General features: G+C 49.4%; 16 protein-coding genes. All 16 read left to right on the top strand.

Annotation, left to right across the window (positions count from 1 at the left end; genetic code table 11):
- Positions 1-8: 8 nt before the first annotated feature.
- The 16 genes from KIH86_RS08535 (at position 9) to KIH86_RS08460 (ending at position 14,868) form a co-directional block, all read left to right on the top strand.
- Positions 9-1,745, top strand: coding sequence for a M23 family metallopeptidase (locus KIH86_RS08535; protein WP_223083972.1), 1,737 nt, complete (start codon positions 9-11; stop codon positions 1,743-1,745).
- Positions 1,746-1,767: 22 nt separating this feature from the next.
- Entirely contained in the window at positions 1,768-2,223 is a 456-nt protein-coding gene (locus tag KIH86_RS08530; protein WP_223083971.1) for a hypothetical protein, read from the top strand.
- Positions 2,201-3,481: a hypothetical protein gene (locus KIH86_RS08525; protein WP_223083970.1), complete on the top strand. Its 1,281-nt coding sequence runs from the start codon at positions 2,201-2,203 to the stop codon at positions 3,479-3,481. The genes KIH86_RS08530 and KIH86_RS08525 overlap by 23 nt, the downstream gene beginning before the upstream one ends.
- Positions 3,482-3,497: 16 nt before the next feature.
- The gene (locus KIH86_RS08520) at positions 3,498-3,686 is read left to right on the top strand and encodes a hypothetical protein (protein ID WP_223083969.1); all 189 of its coding nucleotides are present in this window, start codon (positions 3,498-3,500) and stop codon (positions 3,684-3,686) included.
- Between the two features lie 22 nt (positions 3,687-3,708).
- The gene (locus KIH86_RS08515) at positions 3,709-4,413 is read left to right on the top strand and encodes a hypothetical protein (RefSeq protein WP_223110386.1); all 705 of its coding nucleotides are present in this window, start codon (positions 3,709-3,711) and stop codon (positions 4,411-4,413) included.
- Positions 4,410-5,750, top strand: coding sequence for an ATPase, T2SS/T4P/T4SS family (locus KIH86_RS08510; RefSeq protein ID WP_223083967.1), 1,341 nt, complete (start codon positions 4,410-4,412; stop codon positions 5,748-5,750). The genes KIH86_RS08515 and KIH86_RS08510 overlap by 4 nt, the downstream gene beginning before the upstream one ends.
- A 14-nt stretch (positions 5,751-5,764) precedes the next feature.
- Positions 5,765-6,634, top strand: coding sequence for a type II secretion system F family protein (locus KIH86_RS08505; protein ID WP_223083966.1), 870 nt, complete (start codon positions 5,765-5,767; stop codon positions 6,632-6,634).
- 15 nt (positions 6,635-6,649) lie between these two features.
- Positions 6,650-7,540 carry a hypothetical protein gene (locus KIH86_RS08500; protein WP_223083965.1) on the top strand — a complete coding sequence of 297 codons (891 nt, stop codon included), beginning with the start codon at positions 6,650-6,652 and terminating at the stop codon, positions 7,538-7,540.
- A gap of 27 nt (positions 7,541-7,567) precedes the next feature.
- On the top strand, positions 7,568-7,876 hold the full coding sequence (locus KIH86_RS08495) for a Flp family type IVb pilin (protein WP_223083964.1): 309 nt from the start codon (positions 7,568-7,570) through the stop codon (positions 7,874-7,876).
- 80 nt (positions 7,877-7,956) lie between these two features.
- Positions 7,957-8,388, top strand: a complete 432-nt coding sequence (locus KIH86_RS08490) for a DUF4320 family protein (protein ID WP_223083963.1) — start codon at positions 7,957-7,959, stop codon at positions 8,386-8,388.
- A 10-nt stretch (positions 8,389-8,398) separates the two neighbouring features.
- Positions 8,399-8,824, top strand: a complete 426-nt coding sequence (locus KIH86_RS08485; protein WP_223083962.1) for a hypothetical protein — start codon at positions 8,399-8,401, stop codon at positions 8,822-8,824.
- A gap of 14 nt (positions 8,825-8,838) precedes the next feature.
- The gene (locus KIH86_RS08480; RefSeq protein ID WP_223083961.1) at positions 8,839-9,531 is read left to right on the top strand and encodes a CpaB family protein; all 693 of its coding nucleotides are present in this window, start codon (positions 8,839-8,841) and stop codon (positions 9,529-9,531) included.
- 20 nt (positions 9,532-9,551) lie between these two features.
- Positions 9,552-10,160, top strand: a complete 609-nt coding sequence (locus tag KIH86_RS08475; RefSeq protein ID WP_223083960.1) for a hypothetical protein — start codon at positions 9,552-9,554, stop codon at positions 10,158-10,160.
- 35 nt (positions 10,161-10,195) lie between these two features.
- Positions 10,196-11,296 (top strand): WxL protein peptidoglycan domain-containing protein, encoded by a 1,101-nt coding sequence (locus tag KIH86_RS08470; protein ID WP_223083959.1) that lies wholly within the window; start codon positions 10,196-10,198, stop codon positions 11,294-11,296.
- 100 nt (positions 11,297-11,396) lie between these two features.
- On the top strand, positions 11,397-11,984 hold the full coding sequence (locus KIH86_RS08465; RefSeq protein ID WP_223083958.1) for a hypothetical protein: 588 nt from the start codon (positions 11,397-11,399) through the stop codon (positions 11,982-11,984).
- 16 nt (positions 11,985-12,000) lie between these two features.
- Positions 12,001-14,868, top strand: coding sequence for a hypothetical protein (locus KIH86_RS08460; protein WP_223083957.1), 2,868 nt, complete (start codon positions 12,001-12,003; stop codon positions 14,866-14,868).
- Positions 14,869-15,007: the final 139 nt, after the last annotated feature.

The following is a 15,007-nucleotide window of genomic DNA, read 5'->3' as shown; positions in this document are numbered from 1 at the left end:
GGGGGCTTATGGAGCAGATATGGCGAATCGCTAAACAATATGGGAAGAGGCTCGGCAAGAAACTACTAAAATGGATTCTGATCAAAACTGCGCCAGTCACTTTGCCTCTGCTGGGAATCCTACTTTTCATGCTCTTAGCCTATGTTCTACTCTTTGAAATGCCGAAGCAGGCTATTGCAGACACATGGGACAATGCCACAGATCGGGTTGCGAGTTGGTTTTATGGTTCGAATGAAAAGGAAGACGAGGATGTTTTTCAGAAGTACCAACAGCTTGCAGCAACCTGGAATGAAGGTTTGACAGCGGATCAGCAACTACAGGTCGAACCCTATGCGCTCAATTGGGAGTGGCTGGCTGCGGTGGACCGGGCGCTCAATGATCCTTCCTTTCTTGATACCTACAGTGGGCAGGAGCAGGAGGCCAAAGAGCTTAAGTTGCAGCCGGAGAAGATATTTGAAGAGGTCCGCCCTACTTTCCAATGGGTGACGAAAGAAAAAGTCACCACCCAGCAAGTGATTGTCGAAGTAAAAGGGAATCCAAACTCTCCAGTGGTGGAGCCTTCCCATACGGAGATCAGAACGGTTAAAACATCTATACCCGTGAAGTTGTTAGAACGGGCCAAGACGATCTATGGAACTTATTCCTATACCTATAAGGAAGAAACTAGCACAAGCACTACAGCTTCTGCAGCCGGCCCGTTATCAACCACAGTTGTAGAACCACGGCTAGATGGTGTGGAAACCCTGGAGGCCGACTGGCAACCCCTTCGCGAAATTTTGGTGAAGCATGGTGTAACAAAGCAAGGAGATCAGGATTTTTTGATGGAGTATTGGCTTTCGTTTCTATCTGACGATGACGGAGGGGGGACGGGGCTAACCGGGCTAAAACCAGTAAATGGGCTGCTGATCTGGCCGACAAACGGGACGGAGGTTACCTCCCAGTTTGGAGTGCGGATTCATCCGATAACAGGAGTAAAGAAAATGCATAACGGAATCGACATCGGCGTCCCTACGGGTACGCCTGTTTTTGCGGCGCGGGTCGGAACGGTGACTTTTGCTGGTGAGATGGGGACAGCAGGGAATGCCGTCATTATCGGGCATGATGAGGGGCTTGAAACGAGGTACTATCACTTGAATCAGGTGGATGTGGTTCAGGGGCAGACGGTTACAGCTGGAGAGCAAATCGCAGAATCCGGGAACAGTGGCAGCTCTACTGGGCCACATTTGCACTTTGAGGTGAGGCTAAATGGAACACCCGTGAATCCTCTGCTTTACTTTGGATACACAGAGTCAGCTTCCACAATCTTAACGTATCGAGCACTGAACATACCCGTACTCATGGAGTGGCTCAGTGAACGTGATTCAGCATTGGCCGATGCGGATATTCTCGGCCTCATTGATGATGCGGCGAAAAGTCAGGGCATTGACCCTTACTTGCTCATAGCCATTACCGGCGCTGAGCAGAGCTTCGTCCCTCGCTCCAATCCTAGCGCGGACAAGATCATTCGCAATCCGTGGAATGTATTCGGAAGCTGGAAAGTAGGGCGCGGTTCCACGCTTACTACTGGTGAAGCGGCCCGTATCGCTGCCAAAACCATTGTAAAGTTGTCTCAAGGCAGACCGTCCGGTGTAGATGCCATTGAGTGGTTATCCAGCCGTGAGAATCCAAACGGGTTTTATGCAGCTAATCCGGACTGGTGGAGGGATGTATCGAGTTTTTATGAGCAGTTTTCAAGTTTTAACTAAGCTTTAAGTGAGGAGGGAACAAATGAACGTTTATCGTTCGGTGACAGCGCTGATTGTATTGCTGCTCATGCTCGTTTTCACCCAGCCCATAAGTGCAGCCGCTGCTAGTGCCGACAATTCAAACAGTACGGATAATGGCAAGCCGAATCTCTCTGAGCAGATTCAGCAGCACTCCGAAACCTTCGATCCGGACGCGCTTGGCAAGCGAATGGAGCAAAAGGCTACGGAGTTACAGGTCGTGGTAGTCGGTGGAAGCAAGCTTTATATCATAGGGGCGCTTATCGTCTTTGGTGTGTTGCTGTTTTTCGGACTATTTTTTCGCCGTCTGATTTCTGCGGCCTTTGTTTTTCTTGCTCTTGCATTCCTCGGATTTTTGATTATGAACTATTGGCCGCAGATTGTAGATTTCATTTTGGCTTTCTTGAAATGGGTCTTTGGAAAAGGAGGAAGTGGAAATGAAGCTGCATCTGGTCTTTGAAGCTTCTTTGCTCCCGGTATTAAAGGCTGCTTTACAGGAACGAGAGTATGATGTCAGCGGAACGGATGTGACGCTGGAGCAGTTTCAGATAGCGGTGGAGGCGGGAAGTATGGAGGCCGATACCGTGTTGATGGATGGAACGCTGGGTGTAAACCGCTCGGAGAGTGTGAAGTTGCTCAAGAGCATTCGAGTCGCTGCGCCCGATCTGCGTCTAATCGTCATTCTGTCATCTGCGGATACGCAATGGGTCAAGGAGCTGGGGATGCTCGGTATTTACGATGTGTATGTGACGGAGCAGTTCCAGCTTGCAGACATTGAATCCTGGCTGCATATCAAAAAGACGCTGGCAGATGTACCCGACTTTGGAGAGCAGGGCGTTATACGCTCTGCTCCATCCGCCTCCAGCCCTGATGTTCAGTTTCAGTCAAAACGGGAGTTCAATGACACCTTTAAGCGTCATGTCCAGCGAATAGGGAACTGGATGGCTCAGAAGCGGGACGAGTCTCGGAACAAGCGAGCCGAGGCTGCGGCGATCAAGAAGCTGGAGGCAGAAGCAGAGCAGGAGGGCAACGAGGAACAGGGACAGCCGCCAGAAGTGCTTGACGATGAAAAGCCTGCGGCTGTTGGACTACGTTTTGATTTTCCGAAGCGGGCTATGACCATCGGTGTCATTGGCCTGAAGCCGCGTAGCGGCACCACTCATGCGGTGCTTGCGCTGGCATCCTCCTTTGCAAAAGTAGGCTATAAAGTAGCGGCAATAGAATGCCAACAGCCGGACAAGCCATCTGACTTCGCGAGTCTCGCGTATCAAATGTCTTCCATGCAACTACAAGAAGGCATTACTTTGTATCCGAACGTGACAGCAGAGCGCATTCCGGCTCTGTTGTCTTTGCCGTTCGACCTGATTGTTCTCGATCTTGGCAGCATGGCCGAGGAACGGGCCAGTCCTGTGCTATCGGAGTGGCTTCGTAGTGATCTTCAACTGGCCGTGCTTTCAGCAGCACCGTGGGACTTACGGGATGTGGTTCAGCGACGAACAGAGCTTACATCTGTACTTACCGACATCCGGGGATACGTACTGGTCAACTTCGCCGATGAAGGTATGTTCAAAGAAACCAGTAAGCTGCTGGAGCCGTTTCGTGTTTCCGTGCTGCATGTTCCTTATGCCCCAAACCCATTTGAAGGAGATTCCAAATGGGTTGAGCCGATCCTGCCAGGGAAAGGACCGAAAAAAAGACGTTTCATGAAAACAATCTGAAGAAAGGAGATATCGTATGCAACCGAGTATCGGACGGATTGTACATTTTAAATTTCACGGAGACACTGCTGCCTTAATCGTAAACATCAATGAAGACAGCAGTGTAGACCTACAGGTGTTCCATCAAAACGGAAGCACTGAATTTGTTCAAAAGGTTATTCAAGGTAGCGAATTTGGTCAGTGGAATTGGCCGACGCGAGTGTAAATGAATCCGCAATATGAAAGGGATGAAACAAGTGTTTAAACTTACAAAGCGTATTCCGGAGGCAGCGGAGCAAAAGAATACTGTCATGGCCTTGTGGAACCCGGCAGGGGGCGATAGCTCGGAGCTACTTGAAGCCTTGTTGCCGCTGGTGCGAAAGGCTGGAGAGAGTGTGGCAGTTGTGGAATATCCGTGCTTGGGTGTGCCGCGCATCGCCTACCGGTTTGGACTCGAAGACATCCCTCCAGCCCAAACCATCGACCAACTGCTCATTGATTATGATCGAGGGATGTTGCAACCTTTTCACTCCTATCTGTTGCCACATGAAGAGGTGGATTGCTTACTCATCCAGCCCCGTAGCAAGCCAGATGCACCGGTGCTGCTCAAGCTGCAACAGGAAAACACGCTGATCGACCTGCCTGTCTTTTTGAAAGCTCAATTAAGCGGATATGATTGGGTATTTTTCATTCTGCAAGGCCAGCTCATTCACCCGATGACATTTTTTGGACTTCGGGCAGCGGATAAAGTAGTTCTGGTGGCGCGTGAACCGCTTGAATGGATTCGTGCAGTGGGGGCATATGCCCTCATGAAAGAGGACTATGGATTTTCAACAGAACAACTCTTGATGTTCAGTGAGTCCCGTCATTCTCTCATCCGTGAACAAGGGAAGAAAGATTTTAACTTGATTGCGCAGCCTGCGGAATTGCTTAAAAGGAAGGTGCTTACATGATTGGTATCATTAATCCGGTTGAGTATGTGCAGTACAAGCCGCGTGTGGTACAGCAATCCACGTCCCGCACCAGAAGCGACGAAACGAGCTTGCGTTCGGTGCTGGAACAAACGCAGCGCTACCTCGTGGATCATCACAATGATGATTTTGTACGAGCATTTGTTGATGAAACAGCGCGTAACCGAATCAAGTACCAGATTTCGGATTACATCAAGGATCAGCGGGGTCTCCAGTTCAGTATGCCGATGGATGAAGTCATATCCATAATCCAGACTGAGATTACGGAAATGGGCGTGCTGCAACCGGCACTGGATGAGTCAAGAATCAGCAGTATAGAGATAAATGGACCCAGTGAAACGATAGTGGAGAAAGACGGATTTCCGTTGCATATGAAGGAAATTCAGTTTCAAGACAACGATCACATTTACCGGACGATTGATAAAATGTTGATGCCGATTGGCAAAACATTAACGGCCAACGAGCCGATCATTGATGCTAACTATCGAGGTTTTCGGATCAACGTCATTATGGATGTGACAAGGGGCGGTGTGAGTACCCGTAGCCCCATTATCTCCATCCGAAAATTTCCTCCGGACGTGTACTCGGACGAGCAGTGTATCACTTACGGGAACATTTCGTCGGAAATATCCCAGTTTCTTGCTGATATCCTACCCTACGGCGTAAACACAATGATTGCCGGAGGAACCAACAGTGGTAAGACCACGCAGCTAATTCGTTTCCCGGCTTATTATGATCGACTGACCCGGTTCTTTTGTATTGAGGACTCCGAGGAAATGTTACTCAAGGGGAAGACCACGTATCAAAATTATCCGAATATTGCTTCGGTTATTGTGAAAGAACATGACGATGAACGCAAGGCGTATCCCATCCCCAAGCTCGTCAAAACGAGCCTGCGGCAAAATCCGGACGTGATTCTGATTGGTGAGGTGCGGGATGAGCATGCAGCGGAACAGGCTTTAGTCGCCGCCAACACGGGGCATATCGTTCACCTGACAATCCACGCGAACGGGACAGAAGAAGCCGGAGTTCGATTCCTGCAACTGGCCGGGAATAATCGCACAGCGGCTTCACAGATTGCAATGTCGTTTCATCTGATCTTGTTCCAGAAATATGAAGCGACTACTGGCAAGCGGGTCGTGTTTGAGATCGCGGAAATGCTGGGCTTTGAAGGAACAGAAAGACCACTGCTGAACCCGATCTTTCGTTATGATCCAACGGCACGCCAGTTTCAGCAGGTAGGGAAGCTGAAGAAGTTGAAAAGTAGCCTTATAGCTGAAGGCGCACCAGCCCATGTCATTTCCCGCTGGTGTGAGTAAGGGAGGCACTAGGAATGGCAAGTAGTTATATGGTGTTCTGGTATGCAGGCGTAGCCTTATTAACGCTTCACTTGCTCTTGCCGAAAGTGAGGGATAAATCTAAATCCTTTTCACTATCGAAGGCGTTTGGGTACGAAACACTCCGTAAGGAGGCGGAGAGTGCAGGCTGGTATCTGTCCAGCAAGGAATTTTTGTGGATTATCGGTCTTGCCGGTGCGATTACCGCGCTGATTGCTCTCTTAACAGGCAACTATTTCTTTATCGCCCTGGGGCTGGCGCTTTGCTTTACTCTGCCCCGATTTATCATCCTCAAGGTGAAACGAAACAAGCGGACACAGCTATTATTTGAACTGCCGTCCAATCTACGGCTGTGGATCAGCAAGTTAGGGGATTTCAACCATGTGCAAAAGGCGCTTGAAGCTGCACTGCCGGATATGGAAGGCAGTACTAAGCCGATCTTTCAGGCGGCTTGTGACAAGTTGCGGATTGGATTGCCGTTACAGCGTGTGCTTGAAGAGGTGTACGCTGCTGTGCGGATTCGAAAGCTGGAGGATTTTGGTGACAAGCTGAATCTGGCGCAAACGGAAGGCTTTCATCGCCGCTCTTTGGACAGCCTCAAGGAGACTGTGGAACAGATCAGTGAGGATATTGCTCAGGTTAAGGAACTGGAGATTGAGGCGAAAAGCAAGCGGAGGAATTTGATCATTATCGTCGCCATGAGTTGGATGATGCCTATACTCTTATCCTCTCTTAGCAGTAATAATGGGAATTTGTTCTTGGATACTTGGTACGGTCAGATATTCATCGTCTCCTTTGCGGCCGCATCGCTGTATGCGGTGGGCAAGGGGGACGATTTTTTATCACTAAATTTAGATGATTTGTAAGGGGAGGGATGAGGATTGCTTGTAGCGAGTGGTTTGTTATTTGTCGGAGTTGTTTTCCTACTGGGTGGGCTACTGCATATGCTGCTGCCCGGTTTCACCAGGGAGAAGCGTTATGCCACACAAGCGTTGCTATTGTCCAAGAGTGCCGCTGAACGCCAACGGATGCAATATGATCCGATAACACTGGCTGTAGCTGATCGTTTGCCGGGGCTGGAAAAGAGGTTGGGTCTCGGCATCATCGGTAAGCTGCGCCGGATGTATATGGTGCTCGATAAGGAGCATTCGTTTGAAATGGAAGTGGCGGGCATCTTGGTCAAATCGGTCATCGGTGCGCTGCCACTGGCTGTATTACCCTTTATATTGGGCGCTCCTGCGTTGCTGTTTGCGATTCCTGCGGGAGTCGTTCTTTTCTTTGCGTTGCAACTAAATGAAATTCCGAAGGCGTATAAAACTCGTCAAATGGAGATTACAAAAGATTTACCTCAACTCATCAGCAAGATGATGATTGCTCTCGAAACTGGGAAGTCCTTTATTACGACGATCCAACGGCTTGAAGAAACCAGCGGGCCACGCATGAAAAAGATGCTGGCTCGGCTCAATGCCAATTTGCGGGTGATGAATGTAGGCGCGGCCATGGATCTCTTCGCCAAGGAAACGGGCGTACCGGTGATGCGAGAGTTTGCCGCAGCCGTCAAGATCGGTAATAACGCCGGATATGAAGAAGCTAAGTCCTATTTTGAAAGCATCAAAGACGAATTGAAAAAGCTCCGGTTGGTGTCTTTGAAGGAGGTGACACGAAACCAGCCGGAAAAGGTGAAACGGTTATATGTGCTTGTCGCGGTACATGCGTTTATCGCGGTCATTATGGCGTTTGTTGCTGTGATGTCTGAAATGCAATCCATTTAATTCAACCATTATAGGAGGGTTTTATTCATGCAAACATTCGTTCAAACAGGTAAAGGTAACGCAGGGGTACGCCGCTGGAAGGAAACTGCTCAGAAGGTGTGGGGCAGCGTGGTTTCTAAGGTTCAGCGCTGGCAGGAAAAGGCGCAAGACAAACTGAGAGAGCTGACACTGAAGGCGCTCATGCCGCTTCGGAGTCAAGAAGGAGCGACCGTAATTGAAATCCTTGGGTATGCTCTGATCGCTGTATTGGCGATTGTCCTGATTTGGGGATTGATGAAGGGCTGGCTCCCGCAACTGTGGAGCAACATTACGGGGAAAATTGACAATCTGTCCTAAGATTGCTCCCGTCCGATTGAATTCAAATAGAAGGGGCAGCGTTTCTTCGCTGTTCTCTTCTGTTACAAGGAGGGGATTGAATGTTCCGAAGACTTCGCTTTAAAATGCGCTTCATTTTAAAAGATAACCGTGGAGAGGGTCATGCTATTGCCATCATGTTTTTCTTACTGGTGGCATCCATCATACTCTACTGCTCAGTCGATATTTATGGGTTCATGATGCAAAAGCAGAAACTGGGCATTGCCGCTAACGAATTGATGGAAATCATGAAGTCGGAGAACGGATATGATGAAGTAAATCGTAGTCAGTTTGATGAATTAGTTCGTAGTCAGGGGCTTGATCCCGCTAAAATAACAGTCCAGGCAACGCCGAAGCTGGTACAGCGGGGAGCGACGCTGGAGCTGAACGTCAGTATGGATTATACGTTTATTGGGCTAAAGCCACTTGGTCACGAAATCACCATACCTAATACCTTTAGGACCACTGGATTAGCTCATACTTATTTGCGTTAGGAGGAGGGCGATGTTTCGTAATATAGCACTACTTTTATTTGCCTCCTTTGCTCTATTGGTGCTGCGCGATGTTACGCTGACGTATACTGCGTACATCAAGATAGAGAAAAGCGTAGAGCAGGGTTTGGATGCCGCGGTCATAGCTGGTTCGGAAGAAATTGATAACCAGCGGGGGAACTTGAAACTGGACTTACCCGCAGCCCGAACTGCTCTGGAAGAATCTCTGATTGTGAACATGAATCTGAACGGTGATTTAGAGAATGATCTGATGAAGGGAAGCACCATAGAAGTGAATCTGAGCTACAACGGGGAAATCCCGCGTATTGAGGCGCAATTTAGCACCCATATTGATCTTATTGCCGGGAAGTGGCTCGGTCTCAATGCATGGCCGATTATAGTAAAAAAACATACGCCATATCTGGCTGAATTCATTTGATTGGAGTGAAGCATTTGAAACGCTTATGGACCCAAACGACACGGCGTTTGGTTATTTTGCTATTCGCATTATTGCTTGCGGGCGCTGGTGTTATTATCCAAAACCGGATTGTCTCTAACCGAACGGAGATGGTCAATATCGCGGTAGCCAGCGAAAATGTTCAGCCAAATACCCCGGTGAAATGGAAGTTTCGCAACGTGGTGAAAAGCGAAGCGCCTGCCGATGCGATCACGGACGCAAAGGAACTGGAGGGCCAGGATTGGGTGGTGGACGAGGTGGGGATACCGAAGGATATTCCCATAGGAAAATCCATGTTGGTCAAGGCACAGGACAGTAAATATGGACCCAGCGCGACATTAGGGAAAGGAAGCATGTTTGTCGGTGTGTCGACAGATCAGGTTCGCAGCGCCGGTGACTACATTAAGCCGGGCGTTCGGGTAGATGCCTATGTGTACGTAAAAAACGATGCGGAGCGTACGACGACCTTGATTACGCCGGGGAATGATCCGCTTCTGAAGAATCTTCTGATTAAAGATCGGCAAAACCAAAATGGATTTGAACCTAAGTCAGAAGATAACCAGAACCCAATTCCAGCAATCGCAATCATAGAAACGGATAATCCAAAGGTCGCTGCTGCATTGATCCGTTATCAGGAAGAAGGCCGGGTGTACCTGGTTCCTACCGGTACAGAGGATAACGAGCAATGAAGCGCTGGGGGGCTTTGGGGTTGCTGTGTCTTTGGATGGGGCTTATTCAGCCATTAAGCGGGGCTGAAGCTCAATCGGTGAACGAGACGGTATACTCCAGCGAAGCGAGTGGCGAGTTGAATGTCGTGTCGAGTGTGTATGAGCCGAAAATCGGATTGTCCCTCCAGTCGTCAGCCCCGGTTACGCTGAATATGCAACAACCGCCAGAGCTGGAGGTTCGTGTTCAACTCTCAGTGTATCAAGAGAATACGGCATCTTGGCAGTACAGCGTCCAGCTCAGTAACTTTACGATTCGTCAACAGAGGGGAGAGGGAGCCGTTCAAGCGGAGGTTCCCGCCGCGTATGCCTCCTATATGGTTCAAGGTGTGACCGCAGAGGATGCGCATACCCTGCCTGAAAGCTATGCTGGAACGTTTGCTACGGGCGTCAGCCAAACAGTAATGCAGGCGGGCGAAGACGAAGGGAAAGGCCAATTTGGGGCAGAGTTACTGCTACATGTGGTCCTTCCTCCCTCCGTTCAAGTTGTATCCGTAGAGGGGAACAGTGATCTCAACCCTGGACAAACAATTGGGCTACTGGCTGGTGAGTACAGGGCGAGTCTTGTCAGTACGCTGGTTTCTGGTATTTAGGTACACATTATGTAATAGAAGAAACGAGGTTTTAAATGAAGATGAAGAGGCTTGGAATACTTATGCTCTTGCTATGGATAAGCTGTCTGAGCTTGGCGGGGATCGCCAGCGCGGCCAGTTCATATACCATTTCCCCGGTTAAGGCGGTGGAGGAAGGCCGGGGTTACTACTTGGACAAGGTGCAGCCGGGAGACACGAATAAATACAGTTTCATCGTCCGTAATATCACCAACAAGCCGCTAGAACTCCAGATCTACCCGGCAGACGCGCTTCCCGCACAAAATGGAGGGAGAAGTTTCAGTGAGAGAGCACAGAAGCTGCGACTGGTAGGGAGCTGGATAAGTCCGCAAGGTACAAAGTCAGTTAGGCTGAAACCCAATGAGGAAAGGACCTTTACCTACAGTGTCAAAGTTCCTAAAGATATCAAACCCGGGCAATATGTTGGAGTGATTGCGGCGGAAGAGTATCAACCGGCTCAAACCCATTCCGAGAACAGTTCTCAAGCAACACTGGCTATTGACGTCCTGAATCGTATCGGCGTGCAAATGGTACTGGAGTACAAGCCCGAGCAGGCCGTACACGCGATGAGCATTGATGCATTCCAGCATGATTATATTCCTGCTGGAAACTCGCGTTTGACGATTGATCTTTCTGATACAGGGACAATTCTTGAAAAGCCCAAAGGCAAGATTATAGTACGAGACAGTAAAAATGCCGTGATGTACCAGAGTGATTATGCCGCTGATTCCATTTATGAGGGAACGACAGCGAACATGGTGTATGTTGTCAATGACAAGCTGTTGTTGCCAGATACGTACTCCGTTTATTATGAAGCGACTTTTTCCGGCAAAACGATTAGCCGGACCTTTTACTTTACGGTGACACGAGAACAATCGGAACTTTCAAAGGATGCTTTAACTGAAGCAGGGAAGATTGAAGTTAATCAGACGTTTGAAGATTGGATTTGGCAACATCTCTGGATCATCATCGTGATTATACTCCTGTTCATCCTCATTTTGATTATTGCTGTTTGGCTTGCTTTTGCCTTATCCAAGCGCAAGAAGAAGGATGATGAATCGAAGGAGAATCAAAACAACCACATACCGGCAAATGAATCAGGCGCAGGCTCCTCTTAAGGGGTCTGCGCTTTTTTTATAGGTTGAGGGGGTGGAGAGGCACCGAGGAAGGTCAGGCAAACACAAACCTGACACAAATAAGATCAGGGAGGAATGAAGATTGAAAAAAGGATGGTTGGCTTTATGCACGGCTGCTCTGTTGCTGCTTCCTTCAGCGGCATTTGCAGAAACAGATGAATCTGAAGTGACGGTGACAGGTAACGGGCTGCAAATGACACAGACCCAGCCTCGGTTTGCAGATGTCACTCTGAACGTGAAAAGTACACAAACCTCACAGGCATCTAATGATCTGTATGTGATGGATGCGCGAGGTACTGCGGCAGGATGGGGGATTACACTCCGGGCAACGGATTTTAAGCTTACTCGGATCATTGATGGTGCGGCCGTGGATTTTGTCATCCCGGCATCTGCCGTTTCCTATACTGCAACCTATAAAGGAGCGCTGGCGGGTACAGCCATCGACTTTGCACAAGGGAAGGGGGAACTTGCGGCGGCAAAGGTACTTAGCTCCACGGATGAACGGATTGTTGGCGTGATTCCTTCCGAGGGAGCCGGAACTCATCAGATCGGCGTTGCCTACCATCTAGCAGTGCCGAAATCTCTTACCGGTAGCAACGGAAAAACCGTAGGTTTGTTGCAGGGCACATACACCGCTACGTGGACCTATACGGCCACGGCTGGGATTTAAGGGGGGGAGACGCCATATGAAGAAGAAAACAAAAGATAGCCCAAAGGATAGCCAAAAGAAAGCATGGAAGCGGAGGTTCGCCGGGGTTGCTGCGCTGCTGCTACTCTGGCCCGGACTGATCGTCTCGGGGACCACTAAGGTAGAAGGAGCAGGTTATCAGGAGCTTCAATCGGTAACGACTGCATCTTTCTTTCGCGATGGTACTGATACCTACTCTTTAGCCGCCACAAACTATACAGTTGACTTGCATACGACAGGCGGACTCTATCGCATTAAGGGAACGAACATGTCAATGGTAGATCCCTCCTCATCGTCTCCTTATGTCGATAATGGAGGCACGGTTACGGCGTATGCTAACGGTGAGACCCCCATTGGCACCGGGGGAGTATATTTGGGGACGGATGGCTATTTATACAAGTCTAAGGCTGATCCGACACACCTTTTTGAGCTTCAGTTCAAACAGGTTGTAACCGATCAAGTCAGTAAATCGTACTTCGGTCTTGGTAAAGATGGCGTTGTATATGCTTGGGGCACCGGCTCGAACGGCGAGCTGGGTATCGGCTCGAAGTCCGATAAATCCGTTCCGACCGAAGTGCTTGCGCCGTCCGGAACCGACCCAATAAGTGGAATCAAAAAGATCATCCCGGCATCGGAGAGCGGCGTTATCTTGCTCACGGACAACCAAGCCTATTTGGTTGGCAAGTTCCTTTCATACTCGTCGCTGTCATCCGCCCGTCCGCTTCTATTAACATCCTTTCCGGCTTTCAGTTCCAGTTCACAGGTGACAGTTGGCTACTTAGGCGGCACGCAAGAGAGTCATTACAAGTCCGGATCGACGATTGATGCTACGTTTCGTCGCTACTTTTTGACTGTAGGTTCTTCTAGCTATGTGGTAACGCCGCTATCCAGCACCGTCACAACAGGCAATGATTTCGGTACTACACTAACAGCGCTGCCAGCGGGAATCGATCCGGCCAAAATATCGTTATTTCCGACTACTGATGCATACCTGTTTTCGGGTGCATACCTGGATAACGGCCAGTTGTACGCTTGGGGGTATGGCTCTGATAAATTTAACAATGGCACGAGCTTGCCGGATATCGCCAATAAAAAGCTGATTGATTCGGGTGTCAGCAAAATAACGACGGATACGATATCCCGGACCAGTTTTTATTTGAAAAACAACAAGCTGTATGCATTCGGATGGAACAACGGATCGATCACCGGGACAACAGACAGTCCGATTACATCACCAATTCCGGTTACGGGGCCGAATAGCGAACTGACCAATGTTAAAGATGTAGCGATCAGCCGCAGCACCGAAAAGTATAAAGTTTCAACCTATTCGGAGGACAGCCTTCCTCAAGTGCTGGCCATAACCGGGACGGGTGATCTGTACGGATGGCATACAACCGGAGTACTGACAAAGGCGGTTCATCCACAAGGTAGAAAGTTTGTCAGCTTTATCGAAATCCCGGGTTCCTTCAATGTCAAACCGGTTTATGTGATGGATGATGCTGGTGGGGTCTATAAAATCACGACATCCAATTACCTCGCTAATGACTACATTAGCCTCGTTGGTGTTTCTAGCCTGCCGTCGATTGTACCAGCAGGGTATGTAGCACTCCCGGACAAGCCGAGTGCAACGCAGAGCGTGGACAAGTTTAACCAAACCGTGATTACCCTGGCATTTAGCACCCCTGATCCGGAGGTGAAACAATACTCGCTGGATGGAGGCATTACCTGGACGAATTACACGGAGCCGGTGACCATCACACAGGCCGGGGCGTATTCGTTCTCTGCTCGGGCAGGCGACAATGATGGAAATTACAGCGACGAACTGACACTGACCGGAACGAATGATCCGATTATCATTAATCCCGGTTACCCTAGAATTGTGGATGGGGGCGATGGAACCGTATCGGTGGAAAGCGGTACAACAAACTCCAATGTCACTGTCCAGATTCAAATTGATGGTGCAGCATGGGGGAATTACACTGGGCCGGTAGTGCTCGAAGAGGGTAGTCATGCGGTTACTGTGCAGATTATCAATAGCAGTGGAGAGGTTTTGGCGACCAGCAGCCAAACTGTTGAGGGACCAACACCGACACCAACTGCAACGACATCGGAAGCTCCATCGGCTACGCCGACACCAACGGCAACGTCATCGGTGACTCCATCAGCAACGCCGACACCAACGTCAACGACATCGGAAACTCCATCAGCTACGCCGACCCCAACCCCTGAAGCGACGGCTTCTCCTTCGCCTGTTCCATCGGCAAGTACAGTACCTTCGGCGGAGCCAACGGTAGACCCAAGCTGGGGAGATTCGCTCGGTTCTAAAGACGTTTCGTTCACGGTATTGTCCGGTGGTTTTAGCTCGCAATTCAACGGACTCTTGCTCGATAACGTGACGATCAGCACGACCAATCCATATCAGCAGATCAACTCGGTTACTAATTCGGTGATTGAGGACAGTCGCGGCAGTGGCGCGGGATGGAACTATTCATTAAAGATTACGGATTTTGTTTCTGACCCGGTGATTGACAACGGCACCGGTAACACCGATCTGGTGGTAAAAATGCCAGCATCAGCCCTAGGTGTTGACGTGACGGATGCTTCCGTTCTGGCCGGACAGACCAGCTCGATTGCGAAGAAAGGGAATTACACATTCGCTTCTGATCCTGTCGTTCTGGCTCAAGCAGGAGCTTATGAAGGCATGGGGCAGTACCAATTGCCGATGAGTTATACGCTGCGTGTGCCTGATAAAGTAGAAGTTGTGTCCGCAGGTACGGGTAGTTCGTATCAAGTGGGGAGAATGACCGGACTTCGTGTCGGTACGTACCGTTCACAGTTTACGTTTACTTTAGCGTCAGGTATTTAAACATCGAACAATGCCCACTGGCTTCGGCTGGTGGGCTTATTTTTTATTTGGGCTTCGTGACATGATGGAGAAGTTTCTCTAATAAATATCAGATGAGAATTTGCGAGATAATCCTTCATTGAAAATAATTGTCAAAAAT

This window comes from Paenibacillus sinensis, from assembly GCF_019904155.1.
GTDB lineage: Bacteria > Bacillota > Bacilli > Paenibacillales > Paenibacillaceae > Paenibacillus_AQ > Paenibacillus_AQ sinensis.
This window is presented reverse-complemented; position numbering and strand designations above follow the sequence as displayed.